General features: G+C 73.7%; 17 protein-coding genes. 8 read left to right on the plus strand and 9 right to left on the minus strand.

All coding sequences use genetic code 11. The features are described from left to right. Positions 1–108: 108 nt before the first annotated feature. Together ACWF9Z_RS06115 and ACWF9Z_RS06120 are read right to left on the minus strand one after the other, a co-directional pair. On the minus strand, positions 109–477 hold the full coding sequence (locus tag ACWF9Z_RS06115; RefSeq protein ID WP_453597955.1) for a PRC-barrel domain-containing protein: 369 nt from the start codon (positions 475–477) through the stop codon (positions 109–111). Positions 478–631: 154 nt separating this feature from the next. After that, the gene (locus ACWF9Z_RS06120) at positions 632–757 is read right to left on the minus strand and encodes a hypothetical protein (protein ID WP_453597957.1); all 126 of its coding nucleotides are present in this window, start codon (positions 755–757) and stop codon (positions 632–634) included. A 178-nt stretch (positions 758–935) separates the two neighbouring features. On the opposite strand from ACWF9Z_RS06120, the gene ACWF9Z_RS06125 reads away from it, so the two are divergent. The 3 genes from ACWF9Z_RS06125 to ACWF9Z_RS06135 all read left to right on the plus strand — a co-directional run bounded on the left by ACWF9Z_RS06125 (position 936) and on the right by ACWF9Z_RS06135 (position 4,857). Beyond that, entirely contained in the window at positions 936–1,109 is a 174-nt protein-coding gene (locus ACWF9Z_RS06125) for a CsbD family protein (RefSeq protein WP_453597959.1), read from the plus strand. 264 nt (positions 1,110–1,373) lie between these two features. Next, entirely contained in the window at positions 1,374–3,374 is a 2,001-nt protein-coding gene (locus ACWF9Z_RS06130) for a hypothetical protein (RefSeq protein WP_453597961.1), read from the plus strand. Positions 3,375–3,378: 4 nt separating this feature from the next. Beyond that, complete coding sequence (locus ACWF9Z_RS06135) at positions 3,379–4,857, plus strand: branched-chain amino acid ABC transporter substrate-binding protein (RefSeq protein ID WP_453597963.1); 1,479 nt, start codon at positions 3,379–3,381, stop codon at positions 4,855–4,857. Positions 4,858–4,920: 63 nt separating this feature from the next. Here the strand turns inward: ACWF9Z_RS06135 and ACWF9Z_RS06140 are convergent, their stop codons facing one another. From ACWF9Z_RS06140 to ACWF9Z_RS06155, 4 genes are all read right to left on the minus strand, one after another. Continuing rightward, entirely contained in the window at positions 4,921–6,255 is a 1,335-nt protein-coding gene (locus ACWF9Z_RS06140) for a protein kinase domain-containing protein (RefSeq protein WP_453597965.1), read from the minus strand. A gap of 139 nt (positions 6,256–6,394) precedes the next feature. Next, complete coding sequence (locus tag ACWF9Z_RS06145; protein ID WP_453597967.1) at positions 6,395–7,492, minus strand: carboxylate-amine ligase; 1,098 nt, start codon at positions 7,490–7,492, stop codon at positions 6,395–6,397. 243 nt (positions 7,493–7,735) lie between these two features. Continuing rightward, the gene (locus ACWF9Z_RS06150) at positions 7,736–9,802 is read right to left on the minus strand and encodes a S9 family peptidase (RefSeq protein WP_453597969.1); all 2,067 of its coding nucleotides are present in this window, start codon (positions 9,800–9,802) and stop codon (positions 7,736–7,738) included. A gap of 58 nt (positions 9,803–9,860) precedes the next feature. Then, a complete protein-coding gene (locus tag ACWF9Z_RS06155; protein ID WP_453597971.1) occupies positions 9,861–11,642 on the minus strand; it encodes an N-acetylglutaminylglutamine amidotransferase in 1,782 nt (593 codons plus the stop codon). A gap of 192 nt (positions 11,643–11,834) precedes the next feature. On the opposite strand from ACWF9Z_RS06155, the gene ACWF9Z_RS06160 reads away from it, so the two are divergent. Then, positions 11,835–12,977 carry a spore photoproduct lyase family protein gene (locus tag ACWF9Z_RS06160; RefSeq protein WP_453597973.1) on the plus strand — a complete coding sequence of 381 codons (1,143 nt, stop codon included), beginning with the start codon at positions 11,835–11,837 and terminating at the stop codon, positions 12,975–12,977. A gap of 54 nt (positions 12,978–13,031) precedes the next feature. Here ACWF9Z_RS06160 and ACWF9Z_RS06165 read toward each other — a convergent pair whose 3' ends face one another. After that, positions 13,032–13,511 carry an MSMEG_6728 family protein gene (locus ACWF9Z_RS06165; RefSeq protein ID WP_453597975.1) on the minus strand — a complete coding sequence of 160 codons (480 nt, stop codon included), beginning with the start codon at positions 13,509–13,511 and terminating at the stop codon, positions 13,032–13,034. A 166-nt stretch (positions 13,512–13,677) separates the two neighbouring features. Here ACWF9Z_RS06165 and ACWF9Z_RS06170 point away from each other — a divergent pair, with 166 nt between their 5' ends. Together ACWF9Z_RS06170 and ACWF9Z_RS06175 are read left to right on the plus strand one after the other, a co-directional pair. Continuing rightward, positions 13,678–14,265 (plus strand): SRPBCC family protein, encoded by a 588-nt coding sequence (locus ACWF9Z_RS06170; protein WP_453597977.1) that lies wholly within the window; start codon positions 13,678–13,680, stop codon positions 14,263–14,265. Next, on the plus strand, positions 14,258–15,847 hold the full coding sequence (locus ACWF9Z_RS06175) for a phytoene desaturase family protein (protein WP_453597979.1): 1,590 nt from the start codon (positions 14,258–14,260) through the stop codon (positions 15,845–15,847). The genes ACWF9Z_RS06170 and ACWF9Z_RS06175 overlap by 8 nt, the downstream gene beginning before the upstream one ends. Before the next feature lie 97 nt (positions 15,848–15,944). Here the strand turns inward: ACWF9Z_RS06175 and ACWF9Z_RS06180 are convergent, their stop codons facing one another. Both ACWF9Z_RS06180 and ACWF9Z_RS06185 read right to left on the minus strand, forming a co-directional pair. Then, positions 15,945–17,060: a glutamate--cysteine ligase gene (locus tag ACWF9Z_RS06180; protein ID WP_453597981.1), complete on the minus strand. Its 1,116-nt coding sequence runs from the start codon at positions 17,058–17,060 to the stop codon at positions 15,945–15,947. 106 nt (positions 17,061–17,166) lie between these two features. Continuing rightward, positions 17,167–17,424, minus strand: a complete 258-nt coding sequence (locus tag ACWF9Z_RS06185; RefSeq protein WP_453597983.1) for a hypothetical protein — start codon at positions 17,422–17,424, stop codon at positions 17,167–17,169. A 184-nt stretch (positions 17,425–17,608) separates the two neighbouring features. Here ACWF9Z_RS06185 and ACWF9Z_RS06190 point away from each other — a divergent pair, with 184 nt between their 5' ends. Together ACWF9Z_RS06190 and ACWF9Z_RS06195 are read left to right on the plus strand one after the other, a co-directional pair. Then, entirely contained in the window at positions 17,609–18,385 is a 777-nt protein-coding gene (locus ACWF9Z_RS06190) for an alpha/beta fold hydrolase (RefSeq protein WP_453597985.1), read from the plus strand. A gap of 146 nt (positions 18,386–18,531) precedes the next feature. Next, positions 18,532–18,927, plus strand: a complete 396-nt coding sequence (locus ACWF9Z_RS06195; protein ID WP_453597987.1) for an ATP-binding protein — start codon at positions 18,532–18,534, stop codon at positions 18,925–18,927. Positions 18,928–18,958 lie beyond the last annotated feature (31 nt).

The raw sequence follows: 18,958 nt of genomic DNA on the forward strand, positions 1-18,958 counted from the left end.
CTCTGGCCCGCCCTCACATGACGCCCTCGGCCGAGACTAATCCACCCGACCGCCCCACGGCATCGACGCCCCCCAGCCCGCCCCCCCCCCCCCCCCCCCCGCGACGGGTCAGGCGGGGCGGCCGCCGAAGGGAGCGCCGCTCCCGTAGTACGTGCCCAGTTCGGCGTGGTAGCCCGCGTCACCGAGGTGCTTGTCCCGGTGGAACTCGGGAGCGTTCTTGATCTGCTCCTTGGACCGGTCGACGAAGATCTTCTTGTCCTCCGGGTCGATCCGGATCACCGTGCTCGCCGGCAGGAGGACCTCCTTGCCGAAGATCCATACGCCGGTGTCCACGACCAGATAGGCGTCACCGACCTCGTCGGAGTGCTTGTCGACCTTTCCGATGCTTCCGTCGGTCGCCTCGACCTTGTAGCCGGTCAGATCGGTGCCGGCCAGGTGGCCCGCCGTCGACTTGTAACTCCAGGCATGCTCAGTCACGCGAAAAACAACTCCTCCGGTAAGTGGCGGACGGAAGTCAATTCCTCGCCGTCCATCCTTTTCCGATGTCCTGCACGGCGGATGGTGTGTCCGCCTGAACTCCTCCTGCCCCGCCCCCGGCGACTCATTCGCGCGGGTCACGGCACGGCGCGCCTCAGGCCGCGCCCGCGGCGGGGCTGCCGGCGAGGGACGCGCCGAAGCCGTAGTACGTGCTGAGTGCGGAGCGGTAGTCCGCGCTGCCGAGGTGCTCGTCCCGGTCGAACTCGGGGGCGTCCGGCAACTCCCTCGTCCGAGGCCGACGATCCACTACCGGCCGGTTGCCCGGTCCCCGCGCCCGGAAACCCCGGTGGACCGGCCCGGCCGCGAAAGATCCGGCGCACCGCGGGTGTTTGTCCTCGGGCAGACGGGTCACAAGAGGTGGCGCAAGACGTTTCCGAGCGCACAGGGAGTGATCAGAAGTGTCGGGTGAGCAGAAGAACAAGGCCAAGACCGAGCAGGCCAAGGGCAAGATCAAGGAGATCGCGGGCCGCACGGTCGGGAACGAGCGGCTCGAGGCCGAGGGCCGCGGGGAGCAGATGAAGGGCGACGCGCGCGAGGCCAAGGAGAAGGTCAAGGACGTCTTCAAGCGCTGACCGCGCGCCCGCGCCGACCGTTCGCGCCGATGGGGCGGGGCCGGACCCTCGAGGGTCCGGCCCCGCCCCATCGGCGCTCCCGCCCGCGCGCTCGGGGCGCGCCCGCCGTCGCCGTGTGCCGCCGCGCGGACCCCGCCCCTAGACGGCTGCCCGGCGGGCGGCACGGATCCGAAGGAATCAAGGTGCCGAAACCCCTGTCTGACTGCGGCTTCGGATGGCAGTCTCTACTCCTCGGAAACGTAGTCCTGGGGGGGATCACACGTGATGGAGCCGGGCACGGGCATGGGCCTGCGGGGCCGCAGCGGCATCCTGTCGCTCGTCGACGTGTGCCTGAAGGAGGAGCCGGCGGCCGAGCGGCCCCTGACCATGCTCCTCGGCCCGGCCGGCAGCGGAGCCAGCGAGGCGCACAGCGCGCTCATGGAGCGCTTCGGGCCCGACTACCCCTTCGCCTTCGTCAACTTCGGCGGGGCCCAGTCCCTGCTGCCCCGCTACGCCCTCGGACTCCTGGCCCGCCAGCTCGAACGCAAGCTGCCCCGCTACGGCCGCTCCCACTTCCCGCTGCTCAGCCTCGGCCTGCTCGCCTCCGACCAGGAGCTGCGCATGCGCAGCCTCGCCGAGGGCCGGCGCGCGGTGCAGCGCCAGCTCGACCGGTTCCAGGAGGAGAACGAGGCCCGGCACGGCGACTACCTGGCCGCCTTCTTCGAGGTGGGCATGGGCGCGGTCGGCATGCCCGAAGGTGCCTCCACCGCCGCCCTCGCCCTCTTCCAGGACGCCCTGCGGCGCGGCCGCCGCACGGTGCCCGGACTCCTCGGCGGCAGGCTGGGCAACCGGCTCACGGCCGGATCCCACTGGTACGGACGTCACCCCATGACCCGCAGCGCGGACCCCATGGAAGCCCTCGTGGAGCTCAACCTCTGGCGCCATGAGGGGGACGAGAACGAACAGGAGCGGCTCGACCTCGTCCTCTTCTCGGCCTTCCTGGAGGACCTCAGGCGCAACACCGCCCGCAACTTCATGCCCCGCTCCTACCTGCTGCTGCTCGACAACTCCCACACCGAGTACGGCCGTCGCTTCCTCGACCTGCTGCTGCGCTCCCGCCACGACGAGACGGTCGTGGCCGGTCACGCCAGCGACCCGCTGACCGTCGTCGCCAGCTCCAACCGCTGGCTGCCCCGCTGGGGTCCGGCCACCGGGGACTCCTGGCCCTGGCAGTTGCGCGGCCCCGACCGGGCCTCCCTGGCCGACTGGAACGCCCACCGGCCGACGCGCGACAGCGAGGACACCTGGTGGTACCCGTTACGGCTGCGCGACCTCAACCTGGACGAGGTGCGGATCCGGATCGAGCTCCAGCTCGGCGGGCACAGCGACCTGGCCCCGCTGACCCGTCTCACCCCGTTCGTGCACCGGCTCACCGGAGGACTCCCGCGCGCCGTCCACCAGGTGCTCGACGTACTGCGCCAGGCCGGCCCGCCCCCGGACTCGGGCCCCCAGCAGGACCTCTGGCTGCGGACCCTGCCCGACCGGCAGCTGCGCACCGGGGAGAACTCCGCCACCCTCGCCGACACCGCGCTGGGCCACCTCCTGCGCGACTTCGACGGGACCCAGCGCGCCGCCCTCGCCGCGTGCGCGGCCGCCCGGGACTTCTCCGTCGCCACGCGGCTGCTCACTCCCGACGACTCCCTGTTCGGCGACATCCGTGCCCGCTGGCTGCTGACGGGACCCGTCGCCGTCGTCCCCGTACTCCATCCGTGGCTGCGCCGGCTGCTCCTGTGGCGGCTGGCCGCACGCCCCGACGAGTGGGACGCCGCGCACGAACTCCTCGCGGAGTACTACCGCGCCGAGGGCAAACCGGTGCAGGAGATGTACCACCAGCTCGCCCGCGGGCGGACCGGGGAGGTCACCGCGCACCTGACGGGGCGGTTCACCGCCGTAGCGGCCGCGCAGTGGATCTCCGAGTTCGACGCGATCACCGCCGCGCCGAACCGGCTCCCCGCCGACGGCGGACCGCTGGAGCTGCTCGCCGGGCTCGTCCCGCGCCGGCCGGGGCGCGTGATGGACACCGAGTCCGTGATCCACACCCTGGTGACCACCCGCTGGGTGTGGAGCGATCCGCTCGCCGACCCCGCCATGCGACTGGGCGCCATGATCGCCGACGGCTACACCCAGCTGTCCCAACTGCGGAGGAACGACATCGTGGCCCTGTTCAACGAGTCCGAGCGGTACCGTCATTGGCGCGATCCCCAGACCGCCGGCTGGGAGGGCTGAACGCGTGCCCAGACTCGAATGGCCCCTGCACGTCGTACGCCGCGTGGCCCTCGCCACCACCGCGGCCGTCGTCCTGGTCTCGGCGCTCTGGCTGGGCGTCGGCTGGTTACAGGAACGTCAGGCCCGATGCGCCGACGGGATCGTCGAGAGGGGACCGGACGACGAGTGCGTCGGAGTGAGCGACGGCTCGTACGTCTTCGCGCCGCACCTCGACGCCGTCAGCAAGAAGATCGAGGAAGAGAACCGCCGGGTCCTCGCCAACGCGGACAAGGAACCGTACGTCAGCGTCGCCTACTTCACCTCCTTCACGACCACCGCCGAGGACAGCAACTCCGCCGAGGGCGTGCGCCACGAACTCCAGGGCGCCTACCTCGCCCAGTACCGGCACAACCAGGGCGATCTCGCCGCCACCCCCAAGATCCGCCTGCTGATAGCCAACCCCGGCAGCCAGTCCGCCCAGTGGAAGCACACCGTCGACGAGCTGATCGCCCGCAAGGACTCCCCCGACCGGCTCGTCGCGGTGGCCGGCCTCGGACCGAGCACCGACGAGAACCTCGCGGCGATAGAACGCCTCTCCGAACACGGTGTCGCCATGGTCGGCGCCACCCTGACCGCCACGAACATCCAGGGCATCAACGGCTTCGTCCGGATCGCCCCCACCAACGAGGACGAGGCGTACGCGGGGGCCGGGTACCTCAAACGGCGCGGCGTCGCGACCGCCGTCGTCATCCAGGACGTGGCGGAGGGGGACCTCTACGCCTCCACCCTGGGCACCGCCTTCACCAAGGCCTTCCAGGACGGCACCGCGCACCGGCTCGTCGCGGAGCGCATGACGTACGACTCCTCCGTCAGCAGCGCCTGGCAGAACGAACTGCGGTACATGCCAGGCCAGTTGTGCCAGCAGCGTCCCCAGGTCGTCTACTTCGCGGGCCGCGGCCAGCACCTCACCCACTTCCTGGACGCGCTCGCCAACCGCAGTTGCACCGACCAGCAGTTCACCGTGTTCACCGGGGACGACACGACGAACCTGAACGCCGAGCAACTCGCCCGCGCCGCCGGGACGGGCATCGAGGTGCTCTACACCGGCCTCTCCCACCCCGACATGTACCGCTCGGCGCCGCAGGCGGTGTCCGCGCCGTCCGCGAAGAACTTCCAGCCGGGCGGGCTGCTGGACCAGTGGTTCCCCCACGACCCCCGCGAGGACGGCGGAGCGCTGATGGGCCACGACGCGGTCCTCGCCGCGGCCCACGGCATCCAGATGGCCGCCCGCTGGCAGGGGCAGGTCGTGGGCGACGCGGTGGCGCGGATGTTCCACCAGATGGACGGCACCCAGCAGGTGGCCGGGGCCAGCGGGTTCATCTCCTTCCAGAACAACGGCAATCCCCGCAACAAGGCCGTCCCGATCCTGCGCCTCAACGGGAAGGGCCAGGTCGAATTCGTCGAGGTCTCCGCGGCGGAGGGAAAGCCGCCACAGGAACAGTGACGCGGGCCGGGGCGGGCGCTCTGCGCACGGGGTGCCGGCGCCTTCCCCGGGACGGAGGGCCGATCACCGTCCCCTGTCCTTCTTGGGCTTCGCCTGCCCGGGATGCTCCTTGGTCCCGGTCGGCTCCGCCGCCTTCGCCGGGCGCTCACCGCCCGGCGGGCGGGAGGACGAGCCGACGGGGCCGGTGGACGCCTCGGGTTCCGGGACGGCGGACGGGTCCGTCACCGGGAGCCCCGTCGTGCTCGCCGGGGACGCGGGAAGGGGCGGCGTCGGCCGGGGGCCCGCCCCCTCGGCCTCCCTCGACGCGGGTGGCGGATGACCGAGGGGGGAATCCCCGGCGGCCTCTCGTCCTGCCCGGACGCCACCCATCAGGAGGGCGCAGGCGCTGACCGCACCCACCGCCGCGAGGCCCGTGAGGGCCGCACGGCGCCGGCGGGCCGGGGACCTGTGGCGGGCCGGTGCGGGCCGCCGTGAGGGCTCCGCGGCCGGGCTCCCGGTGGGGGGCGTCGCCGGCGAGCGGTGCGTGGGGCTGTCGGTGCGGGCCGCGCTCGTCCCGGCCCGGGGTGCGGGCGCCGTCAGGGCGTCCCGCAGGCGGAGGTGGACGGCTGCGGCGTCGGGGCGCGCCAGGGGATCCCGATGGGTCATCGCCTCCAGCACGCGGCCGAGGTCGCCCGGCAGCCCCTCGGGTATCCGGGGCGGGTGCAGGAGCCGGGCGGTGGCGGCCTCCACGGCCGTGCCCCGGCGGGCGCGGTGGCCGGTGAGTGCCTCGAGGAGGGTCACTCCCAGGCCGTAGATGTCGCTGGCCGTGCCCGCTCCCCGGCCGAGGAGCTGCTCGGGGGCCATGTAGGCGAGCGTGCCGACGAGTACGTCGGGTGCGCCGTGGGGCTGGTCGTACACGGTCCTGGACAGGCCGAAGTCGGCCAGGCGCGGGGAGCCGTCCTCGCGCAGCAGGACGTTGGAGGGTTTCACGTCGTGGTGGATGATGCCGTGGGCGTGGACGTGGTCGAGGGCCGAGGAGAGCTCGGCGCCGAGGCGCGTCACGTGGACCGGGCTGAGCGGCCCGGCGTCCATGCGGGTGCGCAAGGTGACGCCGCGGATCAACTCGGTGACCATGAACGCGCCCCGTCCGTGGCGGCCTGCGTCGTAGACGGTGACGAGGGCGCGGTGGGACAGGCGGGCCAGCGTGCGCGCTTCGTCGCAGAAGCGGTCGGCGGTGACCGTCTGCGCGCCCTCGCGGAACACTTTGACGGCCACCTCGCGCCCCAGCAGCTGGTCGACGCCGCGGAACACGTCCGCCGTACCGCCGGACCCTAGGGGGGACAAGAGGCGGTAGCGGCCGCCGAGCAGGGCGTCGGGGCGGGGAGGTGCTCCCTTCGCGGGGACGGGACGGGCCGGCATGCGGGTCCTCCTCCACTGGCGGGCAGTGTCGCGCCCCTACCCGCCGGAAGTCCTCCTACGCACCGGGCGCGGATCTCCACCACCCCCGGCTCCTCCGCACCCGGTCGCCTCCGCACCCGAGTGGTGGCGCGGCCGGCGGTCAGTCGGACAGCGCCGCGCCGGTGATCAGACCGATCAGCCCCGGCATCCCGCCGTCGGCCACGGCGCGTCGCTGACGGTCCGCGGGGGTGCCCTCCTGCAGCAACCGGTGCGCGAGGGCGCCCACCTCCCGGAAGTCCCCGGCGCCTTCCAGGGCCGGCGTGATGTGCCGCATGAGGGAGGCCAGGACGTCGCCGCTGCTGCGCGGGCGGCCCTCCGCGTCCACGAGGGTGCCGTTGAGCCCGTAGCGGGCCGCGTGCCAGTTCGCGGCCTGCAGCAGCTCCGGATCGGCCGGGGTGGCCGGCGGCATGCCCGCCTTCTCCTCGGCGATCGCCGTGGCGACGAGGGCCCGGACGACGCCGGCGAGCATCACGGCGTCGTCGGCCCGCAGCTGCACGTCCAGGCAGCGCACCTCGACGGTGGGGTAGCGGTCGGACAGTCTCGCCTGCCAGTAGACCTGTCCCCGGTCGGCGATCACCCCGGAGGACACCAGCGCCTCCAGGCGCCGTTCGTAGTCGGCGAGCCCCGCGAAGTGCGGGGGCAGACCGCTGACCGGCCACCGTCCGAAGACGATGGTCCGCCAGCTGGCGAACCCGGTGTCCCGCCCGTCCCACAGGGGCGAGTTCGCGGACATGGCCAGCAGCGTCGGCAGCCACACCCGGATGCGGTTCAGTACGGCCACGCCCGTTTCCGCGTCGGGGATCCCGACGTGGACGTGCATCCCGCAGATCAGCTGCTCGTCCACCAGCTGCCGCGCCTCGTCCTCCATCCTCAGGTACCGGGGCGTCCGGGTGACGGGCACGGGCAGGGTCCCGCGCACGGGCGCCGCGCCCGTCGCGGCGATCCGGCAGCCGTTGGCCTCGGCGGCCGAGGCCAGCGCGTGGCGCAGCCGGAGCAGGTGGCCCCCGATCTCGTCGAGGTTCCAGCAGACGGGAGTGGCCACTTCGATCTGCGCCTGGAGCAGCTCGTCCTGGACCTCCCCCGCTTCCGCGAGGGGCCCGAGACCGGCCGTGCGGCACACCTCCTCCTCCAGCGGAGTCGGTACGGCGGTGACCGGGTCGACCAGCAGATATTCTTCTTCGACTCCCAAGGTGATCACCTCATACGGGTACCCGTGCGCTCCATGATCACCCCCGACCGGCCCGGTCCGGCGTAGTGCCGCCCCGGGGCGTCCGGCCCGTCCGGTGAGGGGTGAACCCCTTCGGCCCATGGCGCGAGCGGCGGGACGTCCGGCGGACGGAGCGTCGCACCGCTGTCACCCTCCGAGAGGAACCCGGCCGGTGCGAAGCCGCGGGGAGCGGAGCCGGCGTCGGGCCGGCCGCCGCGTGGCCGGGCTGCCCGGTCACCGGGCCCGGCTCGGGCCGAGGTGCTGTTCCAGCCAGTCCGCGGCGGTGCGCCGGTAGAGCCGCCGGTTGTCCGCCCGCAGGAATTCGTGGCCCTCGTCGCGCAGCGTCAACTGGCGCGCCGGGACGCCGCGGTCGCGGGCCGCCCGGACGAACTGCTCCGACTCCGCCGGCGGCACGTTGGTGTCGTGTTCGCCGTGAACGGCGAGCACGGGAGAGCGCAGTTGGTCGATACGGCTCATCGGGGACAGGGCGCGGAGCAGCTCCCGGTCGTGTTCGGGGTGCCCGTACTTCGCGGCGGCGGACTGTGCGATCCACGGTTCCGTACCGGCGAAGAACGTGGCGAAGTCCGACATCCCGCAGACGGCGACCCCGGCCCGGAAGAGTTCCGGATGCCACACCAGGGAAGCCATGGTGAGGTAGCCGCCGTACGAGCGGCCCATCACCCCGAGGTTCAAGGGGTCGGCGTACCCCAGCGCGACCACGTGCGCGGCGCAGTCCGCGACGTCGTCGATCGCGGCGAACCGGCCGGCGCCGAGGTCGGCGTCCACGAAGGACCGGCCCCAGCCGGACGAACCGCGCACGTCGGGGGCGAACACGTCCAGGCCCCGGCCGAGGAGCTCGTGGTAGAGCGGGTTGAACACCGGGCGCTCCTGTTCCTCCGGGCCGCCGTGGAGGTGGATCACGCACGGGCCGGGCCGGCCCGCGTCCCGGCCGGGCGCACGGTAGTACCAGCCTCCGAGCACCAGCCCGTCGCGGGCCTCGCAGCGCAGGGGGCTCGGGCGTACGGGAGGCCGCCCGGGCGGGACCGCGTCCTCGTCCCGTGCCGACCAGCCGGTGCGCGCGGGTGCGTAGGCCTCGTCGAGTGCCCAGATGCCGGGCCTGCGCCGGGAGCCCGACTGCGCGGCGAACAGTCCGCCGCGCTCCAGGGCCGCGATGCGGGTCACCACCTCGTGGGGCAGGACGGGATGGTGGCGCCGCACGACGGCGCCGTCCACGGGGCGCGGGGGGAGCCCCACGCTCTCCAGTTCGGTCGCGCCGTGCGCGTTCCAGGCCAGGAGGGCCCACCGGCCGTGGTCGGGCACGCTCAGCAGGTCGAGGGCGGAGTCCTCCCGCTCGGCGGCGACGGACAGGTCCTGGCAGGCCCCGCCCTCGTCCAGGCCGGCCCGGAGCAGGGCCGCGAACTCCCGTTCCGCGTCGCTGCGCAGCCACAGCGTCCGGGTGTCGGCGGAGAACCGGCCGATCCAGGGGTCCCCGTCGGCGACGTGCAGCGCGAAGGTCGTGCGGCCCGAGACCGTGTCGAGCACGAGGGCCTCACGGCGGCCCCGCGGGCCACGGCGGACGAGCGCGAAGCGGCCATCCGAACTGGTGTCGCACACCCGGAGGGAGGCCGCTCCCTCCTCGCTGAACAGGAGTACCGGTCCGGCGGCTCCGTCGGGGTCCAGCAGGTAGGCGGCCAGACCGCCACGGCGCGCCGTGCCGAGGTCGGCGACCGGCGCACCGGCCGTTGCCTGAGGGGCCGCTCCGGACGGGCGCCCCGGTCCGGACGGATGCCCCGGTCCGCCGTGCTCCGTGCCCGCCGGGGACGGGTGGGCGACCGTGACCGCGAGGGCGGTGCCGTCCCGCGTCCAGCACCCGAGGTGCGCCGAACTGCCCGGTTCGGCGCCCGCGAGCACCTGCCGCCCGGATCCGTCCGGGCGCACCACCAGGACCCGGGTGTGTTCGCCGCCGCCCGGCGCCGAGGTGTAGGCGATCCAGCGCCCGTCGGGTGACCAGGACACCTCCGTCACCGGGTCGGGGTCGTCGTCCAGCACGTGGGCGTCGCCCTCCCGGGCGGGCCCGACCCACAGTTGGGGGACACCGGCACGGTCGCAGATGAACGCCACCCGCTCACCCGTCGGGTCGGCCGCCGGGTACCAGCACCCGTGGGCGGTCAGGAGGGTCGGGGGGTCGTCGCCGTGGTGGTCCGGCATCCGCACGGGGACGGGCGCCGGTGCGGGCGACGCGGCAGCACGGACCGCCGCCCCGCGGGCGGTGGCGTGCGCGTGTTCCGGGGGAGGTTTCATGTGCTCCGGGGCATGGGTCGCTCCTCAGGCTTCCGCTTCCGGTTCCGGATGCCGGCGCTCAGCGGACACCGTGCGCTTGCAGCCAGATCTCCAACGATGCCACCTGCCACAGGGTGTTGGCCCCGCGTTTGGTGCGCCGGCGGTTGGGTTCGGCCAGCAGCTCCTCGACGAAGCTCTGGTCGAAGACGCCGCGTCGGCGTGCCTCCGGGGCCGTGAGCGCGTCGCGCACGCGGACCAGCACGGGCTCGGCCATGTTGCGGACCGCGGGCACCGGGAAGTAGCCCTTCGGACGGTCGACGACCTCCCGCGGCAGGAGCGTACGGCCGATGTCCTTGAGCACGGCCTTGCCGCCCTGCGCGAGCTTCAGCCGGGGCGGGCAGGCCGCGGCCAGCTCGACGAGTTCGTGGTCCAGGAACGGCACCCTCGCCTCCAGGCCCCAGGCCATCGTCATGTTGTCGACGCGTTTGACCGGGTCGTCGGGCATGAGCGCGTGGACGTCCATCCGGAGGGCCGCGTCGAGCGCGGTCTCGGCGCCGGAGGCGGCCATGTGGGTGCGGACGAAGTCCGTCGAGGCGTCGTGGCCGACGGCGAACCCGGGGTGCAGCATGGCCGTGAGATCGGGGTGCGTCCGGTCGAAGTACGCGGTCGCGTAGGCCTCGTCCGCGTCCGGCCGGGCGGCCGCGGCGATCTGCGGATACCAGTGGTAGCCGGCGAACACCTCGTCCGCGCCCTGGCCGCACAGCACCACCTTGACCTCCTTGGAGACCTGTTCCGACAGCATGTGGAACGCGACGGCGTCGTGGCTGACCATCGGTTCGCTCATGGCGCCGATCGCGGCTTCGAGAGCCGAGGGGAGCCGGTCGGAGGGGATCATGAACTGGTGGTGGTCGGTGGAGAACCTGCGGGCGACCAGGTCCGAGTACGCGAACTCGTCCCCCTCCTCACCGTTCTCCGACTCGAAGCCCATCGCGAAGGTCGCCAGGTCCTCCTGCCCCTCCTCGGCCAGCAGGGCCACGATGATGCTGGAGTCCAGCCCACCGGAGAGGAGCACGCCCACGGGGACGTCCGCGACCGTGCGCCGCCGAACGGCCGTGCGCAGCGCGTCGTGCACCGCTTCCCGCCAGAGCTCCGGGTCGTCGCCGAGCTCGGAGTGCCGGGTGTACGGGGGCTGCCAGTAGCAGTGGTCACGGCGGGTGCCGTCCCGCTCGATGACGCGGACGGTGGCCGGCGGGACCTTGCGCACGCCGTTCAGCACGGTGCGGGGCGCCGGGACCGTGCCGTGCCAGCTCAGGTACTGGTGGAGCGCCACCCGGTCGAGGGACGTGTCGACTCCCCCGCCCGCCAGCAGGGCCGGCAGGGTCGAGGCGAAGCGGAGGCGCTCGCCGTCCTCGGTGACGTACAGGGGCTTGATGCCCAGCCGGTCGCGGCACAGGACGACACGGCCCGTGTGGTGCTCGACCATGGCGAAGGCGAACATGCCGATGAGGAACTCGACGCACTCCCACCCCCACTGGGCGTAGGCCTTGACGACCACCTCGGTGTCGGAGCCGGAGAAGAAGCGGTGTCCGAGTCCTTCGAGGCGTCCGCGCAGCTCACGGTGGTTGTAGATGCAGCCGTTGAAGACGGCGGTGAGGCCGAGCTGCGCGTCGGTCATGGGCTGGGCGCCGCGCTCGGAAAGGTCGATGATCTTCAGGCGCCGATGGCCCAGGGCCACCGCGCCCTGCGACCAGGCCCCTCGGCCGTCGGGGCCGCGTGGTTCCAGGACGTCCGTCATTCTCTCGACGGCGGCCAGATCGGGCCGCCTGCCGTCGAAACGCACCTCACCGCTCAAGCCGCACACGGAGCACCTGCCACGGTCACGGCGGTACCTCGGGGATGCCACACCTGGGGGACCTCACTCTCCGTGGACGACCAGGTCACGTACGCCATCACTACACTCCTGTACCGGTTCGGCCGCCACTGGTCGGGGCAGCCCGAACGGGTGATCGACACTGGGGCGCCTGCCCGCCCGCGCGTCCCTTATGCGGACGCCGTGAGCGGCCACGGACCCGCGCCGCACGCACCCCGGGCGTCCCCGCAGGCATCAGCGCCGCCCGGTGACGGGCCGCATTCAGTGGCCCGGAGGGGCCGCATTCATTGGCCCGGACGGGGCCGCGCCGCCGAGGCCACGAGTCCCCGCGGGCGGCAGATCCTCGCCCGCTTCCCCGGGGCCCGGGTCGTCCCCGTGGACTCGCACTGGCGCATCCCGGAACTCCACGGCAACGCGGGCAACCTCGAACGCTGGGTCCGCGTCAAGAGCGAGGTCCTCGTCCTGGGCGAGAAGAAGACCCTCACCACCCGGCCGAACGGGAGGTCGGCCGACTGGATCGCCCCCGGTTCGGCCAACGGGTGCGCGATGGCGTGCGCCTACTGTTACGTACCGCGCCGCAAGGGCTACGCCAACCCGGTCACCGTGTTCACCAACATCGAGCAGATCGTCGCCCACCTCGGCCGGCACGTCGCACGGCAGGGACACAAGCGGGAACCGAACCAGTGCGATCCGACCGCCTGGGTCTATGACATCGGTGAGAACAACGACTGCTCGGTGGACGCCCTCATCAGCGAGAACACCGCCGATCTGGTGCACGCGTTCTCCCGCTGGCCCACGGCCAAGGCCTCCTTCGCCACCAAGTTCGTCAACCCCGACCTGCTGCTGCTCGAGCCGCGCGGCCGCACCCGGATCCGGTTCTCGGTGATGCCCCCGCAGGACTCCCGGGTGCTGGACATCCGCACCAGCCCCGTGGAGGAGCGCCTCGACGCGGCCGGGGACTTCCTGGAGGCGGGGTACGAGGTGCACTTCAACCTCTCTCCCGTCGTCATCCGGCCCGGCTGGGAAGAGGACTGGACGCGCTTGCTGCGGCACATGGACGACGTCCTGCCCCGCGCCGTGAAGGAGCAGGCCGCGGCGGAAGTGATCATGCTGACGCACAACAAGGAGCTCCACGAGCTGAACCTGGCCTGGCACCCGCGCGCCGAGGACATGCTGTGGCGACCCGGTCTCCAGCAGGCCAAACGCTCCGAGAACGGCAGCTGGAACGTCCGCTACCGCAACGCCGACAAGGCGGCGGCCGTCGACACCGTCCGCCGCCTGGTGGCTTCCCACGCGCCGTGGCTGCGGATCCGCTACGCCTTCTGACGGCGGCCGGCCGGCCTGGTCGCCGAGGCGGTCGGCGGTGCCCCTGCCCGCCCTTCACGACGCCCCGTCCGCCTCCCGGTCGGACCGGGGCCATACGTACGGCAGGTCGTCCGGCACACCGGGGAAGCGCTCCCGGTAGAAGTCCGGGTCCTTGCGCACGAGCGCTGACCGATGGCTCCGGTGGAAGTCCGCGGCCCCCAGCCAGGGCGGAAGGTCCCCGGCGGCGGCCAGCTGCTCCTGCGTGCGCGGCCATCCCCCCGACGGCCACGCCCCGAAGTCCCGGACGAGGGTGGCGGCGCAGGTATCGGCGCGCCCCTCGGCCGTCCACACCCCGCAGATCTCCAGCCCGTACCGGACGAGGGCCTCCTCGTACCCCGCCCACATCCGCACCGCCGGGTGCCTGCGCCATCCGTAGCCCGGAACGACCAGGCCGCGCAGCACCTGCACGGCCTCGACCCGCTGCTTCCCGAGCCTGCGCACGTCGAGCACGGCCGCGGAGGCGTCGAACGACGGAAACGGGAGGAACGTCTGCATGCGGCCTCTCTCCGGGACGGTCGACCGGTGCGGTCCCCGAGGACGTGCGCGGCCAGCGCGCCGCGCGCCGCGATGGCCGCCCTGCGAGCCTGCCAGACGCGCGCGAGGAAGGCCCTTCGCGGGACCGGGCCCGCGTGACATGCGGCCTGATCGGGGTACACGCACCATGAAGGAGCGCGGCGTCGAGGGCCGCTCCACGGCGCCCCGGCGCCAGCGCGAGAACGGACGGGCCCTGCCGCGCACCGGGCCGCACCCGTCGCCGGGCAGCGCCCGTACCGCTTCGGCAGGAGGAGGAACCCCCGTGGCCGTCCGTCATCAGCTCATCCGGCGCAGCCCCCGTACGGTGTGGGCGGTCCTCGCCGATCCGGCCCTGTACGGGGAGTGGGTGGTGGGCCCGTCCGAGTCCACGCCGCTCGACCACACCTGGCCCGCCCTGGGTTCCCGGCTGCGCTACACGATCCGGCTGGGACCGTGGTCCGCCGAGGGCACGACGACCGTCCGCCACCAGGAGACCGGCCGGGAGCTGGAGCTGGAGGCGCGGTTCAAGGCCCTCGGCACGGCGAGGATCTTCCTCCAGCTCAGGCCGTGGGGCGAGGAGACGCTCGTCGTCTGCGACGAACACCCCCTGCGCGGCCTGGGAGGGGTGCTGCACAACCCCGTGAGCGAAGCGGCCCTCCAGCTCAGGCACCGGGGCATGCTGGCCCGCCTGGCCAGGCTCGTGGAGGAGCGGCCCCACGAGGTGCTCCATGCCTGACGCGGTGGTGATCGGCGCCGGACCCAACGGCCTCGTCGCCGCGAACCTGCTGGTCGACGCCGGATGGAGCGTGGAGGTCCTGGAGGCGCAGGAGCAACCCGGCGGCGCCGTGAAGAGCGACCGCGGGGTGCACCCGGACTACGTCTCGGACGTCTTCAGCGCCTTCTACCCGCTCGCCGCCGCCTCCCCGGTCCTCGCCCGCCTCGACCTCGCCGCGGAGGGCCTGCGCTGGAGCCACGCCCCCGCCGTACTGGCCCATCCCCTGCTGGACGGCCGGTGCGCGGTGCTGGAGCGCCGGCTGCGGGACACCTGCGCCGGGCTGGCCCGGTTCGCGGCCCCCGACGGCGACTCCTGGCAGAGCATGTACCGGACCTGGAGCCGGGTCGGGCCGGATCTCGTACAGGCCCTGTTCACGCCCTTCCCGCCGGTCCGGTCCGGGCTCCGGCTGGCCGCGAGGCTCCGCGCTTCCGGGGGGCTGCGGCTGGCCCGGAAGCTGGCTCTGCCCGTGCGCCGCCTCGGCGAGGAGGAGTTCGCCGGGGAAGGAGGCCGGCTCCTGCTGGCGGGCAACGCCCTCCACGCCGACATGGCCCCCGAGGCGGCGGGCAGCGGCGGCTTCGGGTGGCTGATGTCGATGCTCGGCCAGAGCCACGGCTTCCCCGTCCCCGTCGGCGGCTCCGGCGCCCTGACCGGCGCGCTCGTGAACCGGCTGCTGCGCCGCGGGGGCGTCCTGCGCTGCGGGGAGCGCGTCGCGTCCGTCGTCGTACGCGGTGGCACCGCGGTGGGGGTCAGGACCGCGGGCGGGGAGACGGTCGCCGCCCGCCGGGCCGTACTGGCCGACACCTCGGCGCCGGCCCTGTACCGGGACCTCGTCGGCGAGGAGCACCTTCCCTCCCGCCTCCTGCGGGACCTGGAACGCTTCCAGTGGGACTTCGCGACGTTCAAGGTCGACTGGGCCCTCACGGGCCCGGTGCCGTGGACGGCGCCCGGTGCGGCCCGGGCGGGGACCGTGCACCTCGCCGACGGCGTGGACGGTCTCACCCGCTTCGCCTCCCAGATCGCCATGGGCCGCGTCCCCGACGAGCCGTTCGCCCTCTTCGGCCAGATGACCACCGCGGACCCCAGCCGCTCCCCCGCCGGTACGGAATCGGCCTGGGCCTACACCCATCTCCCGCAGCGGATCACCGCCGACGCCGGCTCCGACGGCATCAGCGGCACGTGGGACGCCCGCGAGCGGGAAGCCATGGCCGACCGGATCGAAGCACAGGTGGAGCGCTTCGCACCCGGCTTCCGCGCGCTGATCGGCGCACGCCGCGTCCTGGCCCCCACCACCCTCCAGTCCATGAACGAGAACCTCCACAACGGCGCCATCAACAACGGCACCACCTCCTTGCACCAGCAGCTGGTCTTCCGCCCCACCCCCGGCACCGGCCGCCCCGAGACGCCCGTCAAGAACCTCTACCTGGCCTCCGCCGCCGCCCACCCCGGCGGAGGGGTCCACGGCGCACCCGGCGCGAACGCCGCCCGGGCCGCCCTGCGGCCCCACGGACTGCGCCCCGTGCTCCACCGCGCCCAGCGCGTCTGACGTAGGGCTCGCGTACGGCCCGGCCCTCGTACCGCCCTCGTACCGCCCTCGTACCGCCCCCGCAGGCCTCGTACGTCCCGTGGGCCCGTGCGCCGGCTCACGGCCCGGTCGTCATCTCCGCACATCGGGTGACGACGGACGCGAGGGACCGTCCGTCGGCGTGCAGCCGCCGCTGCACGCGGGCGCCGTTCCCGCGTTCCCACAGGTGCGCCAGGGCTTCCCGGACCCGCTCGTCGTCGCCGTGGTCCCGCAGCGCCTCGCGCACGTGCCGGTACAGGGCCTCGACGGCCTGTTCGGCGGAGGTCGGCCGCATGGTGACGGGGTGCAGCAGTGGTCCGTCCAGGCCCGAGCGGCCGGCCCGCCAGGAGGCCAGGCGCAGCAGACTCGTACCGGTCCGGGCCGGAGGCTGCCCGTCCTGCCAGGCGCGGGCCGCGGTCTCGGCCAAACCGCGGACGAGGGCGGCGATCAGGACGGGTGTGGAGGCGTCGAGGCAGACGTCGGCGACCCGGACCTCCACCGTGGGGTAGCGGGCCGACAAGCGGGCATCGAAGTAGATCATGCCCTCGTCGCGCAGCGCCCCGGTCTCGATCATGGCTCTGACCTGCTCGTGGTAGCGGTCGGCGGAGCCGAAGAGGTCGACCGGGCCCGCGGAGGGCCACCGGTTCCACACCCGGCTCCGGTAGCTTCCGTACCCGCTGTCCTCGCCCTGCCAGAAGGGCGAGTTCGCGCTCATCGCCGTCAGAACGGCCAGCCACGGCCTGATGCGGTCCAGGACCGCGACGCCCTCCTCGTCCGAGGCGACCGACACGTGGACGTGGCAGCCGCACGTCAGCTGCTCCTGTGCCGTCAGTCCGAACTGCTCGCCCATCCACCGGTAGCGCGGCCCGGCGGTCAGGGAGGGCTGCACCGGCAGCGGCGACGTCGCGACCGCCGCCACCACGGCGCCGGCGCTCGCCGCGTGACGGGCCGCCTGGCCCCGGATGCGGACGATCTCCTCCTGGAGCTCGCCCATCTCGGTGACCGGCTTGGTCGCGAACTCCACCTGCTCCCTCTGCAGTTCCTTCTCGAACTCGTGGTCCGGCCGCCCGCCGATGCCGGGGCGCCGCCAGGCGAACCGCTCCGCCGCCGCCAGGACCGCCCCCGAGACCGCGAGCGGAGCGCCGCTTCGCGCGTCCACGAGCAGCAGTTCCTCTTCCACCCCGACGCTTCGCATGTCGCCACCTGTCGATCGGCCGTCCGGTGTCCCGCGCCTGCCCCGCCCCGCTCGGGCCATGCCGCGGCCCGGGCCGCCGCGTTGTCGCGGCGCTCCCGCGCGGCTCTCAGGACTCGACGTACGCCACGATCGTGACCGTCCGCAGGGCGGTGACGTAGTAGATCACCCGGACCCCGTCGATCTCGTCCGCGTAGTCGCGCAGCAGGGCGCCGGGCACCTCGGTGCCGAGCTCGGGGTTGACGCTGACGGCGACGATCGCGCGGTCCAGGCGGTGCGTCTCCTGCGCGGTGAGTTCGGCCAGCTGCGTGAGCGCGGGCTCCACCATGACGACGCGCGAGCGGCGCGCGGCGCGCTCAGGCGACACGGGGCCGCCCGTCGGCGGGGCGGCCCGCGGGGGCCTCGCGGGGCTGACGGTCGAGCACGGGCGCGGTGACCGACTGCTGGCTCATCCGGGGCTCCTGGGCTGGCTCTGGCTTGTGACCCCACCGTAGCGCCGCTCCGGGGCCCGGGAGCCGGATCCGCGCCGCCCGCGGCACTAGCATGCGCGGATGGAGATCCGTGTGGGGCAGGTGGTGGTCCACTGCGTGGAGCACGGGACCGGTCGCCCCGTGCTGGTCCTGCACGGCGCCGGCGTCGACCACCGCGAGGCGGAGGCCTGCTTCGAGCCGGTTCTCGCCGGTGTCCCGGGGCTGCGGCGGATCTATCCCGACCTCCCAGGAATGGGCCGCACCGCCGCTCCCGAGACGCTGCGCAGCGCCGACGAGGTCCTCGACACGCTGCTCGCCTTCGCGGACGAGGTCACCGGCGGGACCGCGCACCTGCTCATCGGTCACTCCGCGGGCGCGTACTACGCGCGGGCGATGGCCGCGCGTCGCCCGGCGGAGGTCGCCGGTCTGGCGCTCGTGTGTCCGCTGCTGCCGGGGGTGCGCGACGTGCCGCGGCACCGCGTCGTCGCCGGGGGCGGGATCGGCGACGACGTCTTCCGGAGCTACTTCGTGATCCAGACCCCGGAGATGCTCGAACGGTACGAGCGCCACGTCGCCCCGGCCGCGGCGCTCGTCGACGAGTCGGCGCTCGAGCGGATCGGCGAACGGTGGGCGCTCACCCCCGATCACGCGCCGGTCTACGCGGGTCCGACCGCGATCGTGGCGGGGCGGGTGGACTCGACGGTCGGGTACGCCGCCGCCGCCGATCTCCTCGGCCAGTACCCGCACGCCTCGCTCGCCGTGGTCGACGACGCGGGGCACGCCCTTCCGCATGAGCAGCCGGATCTGCTGCGCGCCCTCCTCATGGAGTGGCTCGAGCGCGTCGGGCGCTCGAGCTGACCCGATACGGACGGTGCGCGGCCCGTGCGGTCAGAAGGCCTGTTCGCCGCCTCACCCGGAGGCGGCGATCTCGTGGCCGCACCCGGGTTTCCGCGTACATAACGGGGCAAGCGACGGACAGGCCCGCCCGACGGAAGGAGGAACAGGTGAGTACAGCCGTCCTGGACCAGCCGCTGTCCCGGAGCGGCCGGCCCTGCGCGTCAGCGCGTGACGCCACCCGCGTCTTCCTCGCCCGCGCGACCCGCGTGCGGGCCCCCGCCCAGGGCGCGAGCACGGACCACGTGCTCCTGGTGGTGGCTGAGCTCGTCGCCAACGCGATCCGGCACACCAACGGCCCCTGCGCGCTGCGCCTGGAACTCCTGGGCGACTCCATCTACGTCAGCGTCGCCGACCACAGCCCCCGGCCCCCCGAACCCCGGACCCCGCAGACCGACGGAACGGGCGGATGGGGATGGTTCCTGCTCGACCGCCTCGCCAGCCAGGTCCGCGTCCGGCCCGGACCGGACGGCGGCAAGATCGTCTGCGCGCGCCTGCCCTGGTAGCCGCGGCCGGGCCCCTAGGAAGATCAGCGGG

The sequence above is a fragment of the Streptomyces sp. NPDC054961 genome (genome assembly GCF_053609145.1).

Bases quoted from the DNA above. Each gene is read 5' to 3' on its own strand.
- ACWF9Z_RS06130 (WP_453597961.1), top strand. From the start codon at position 1,374: ATGGAGCCGGGCACGGGCATGGGCCTGCGGGGCCGCAGCGGCATCCTG.
- ACWF9Z_RS06140 (WP_453597965.1), bottom strand. From the start codon at position 6,255: ATGCCGGCCCGTCCCGTCCCCGCGAAGGGAGCACCTCCCCGCCCCGAC.
- ACWF9Z_RS06150 (WP_453597969.1), bottom strand. From the start codon at position 9,802: ATGAAACCTCCCCCGGAACACGCGCACGCCACCGCCCGCGGGGCGGCG.
- ACWF9Z_RS06165 (WP_453597975.1), bottom strand. From the start codon at position 13,511: ATGCAGACGTTCCTCCCGTTTCCGTCGTTCGACGCCTCCGCGGCCGTG.
- ACWF9Z_RS06170 (WP_453597977.1), top strand. From the start codon at position 13,678: ATGAAGGAGCGCGGCGTCGAGGGCCGCTCCACGGCGCCCCGGCGCCAG.
- ACWF9Z_RS06175 (WP_453597979.1), top strand. From the start codon at position 14,258: ATGCCTGACGCGGTGGTGATCGGCGCCGGACCCAACGGCCTCGTCGCC.
- ACWF9Z_RS06180 (WP_453597981.1), bottom strand. From the start codon at position 17,060: ATGCGAAGCGTCGGGGTGGAAGAGGAACTGCTGCTCGTGGACGCGCGA.
- ACWF9Z_RS06190 (WP_453597985.1), top strand. From the start codon at position 17,609: ATGGAGATCCGTGTGGGGCAGGTGGTGGTCCACTGCGTGGAGCACGGG.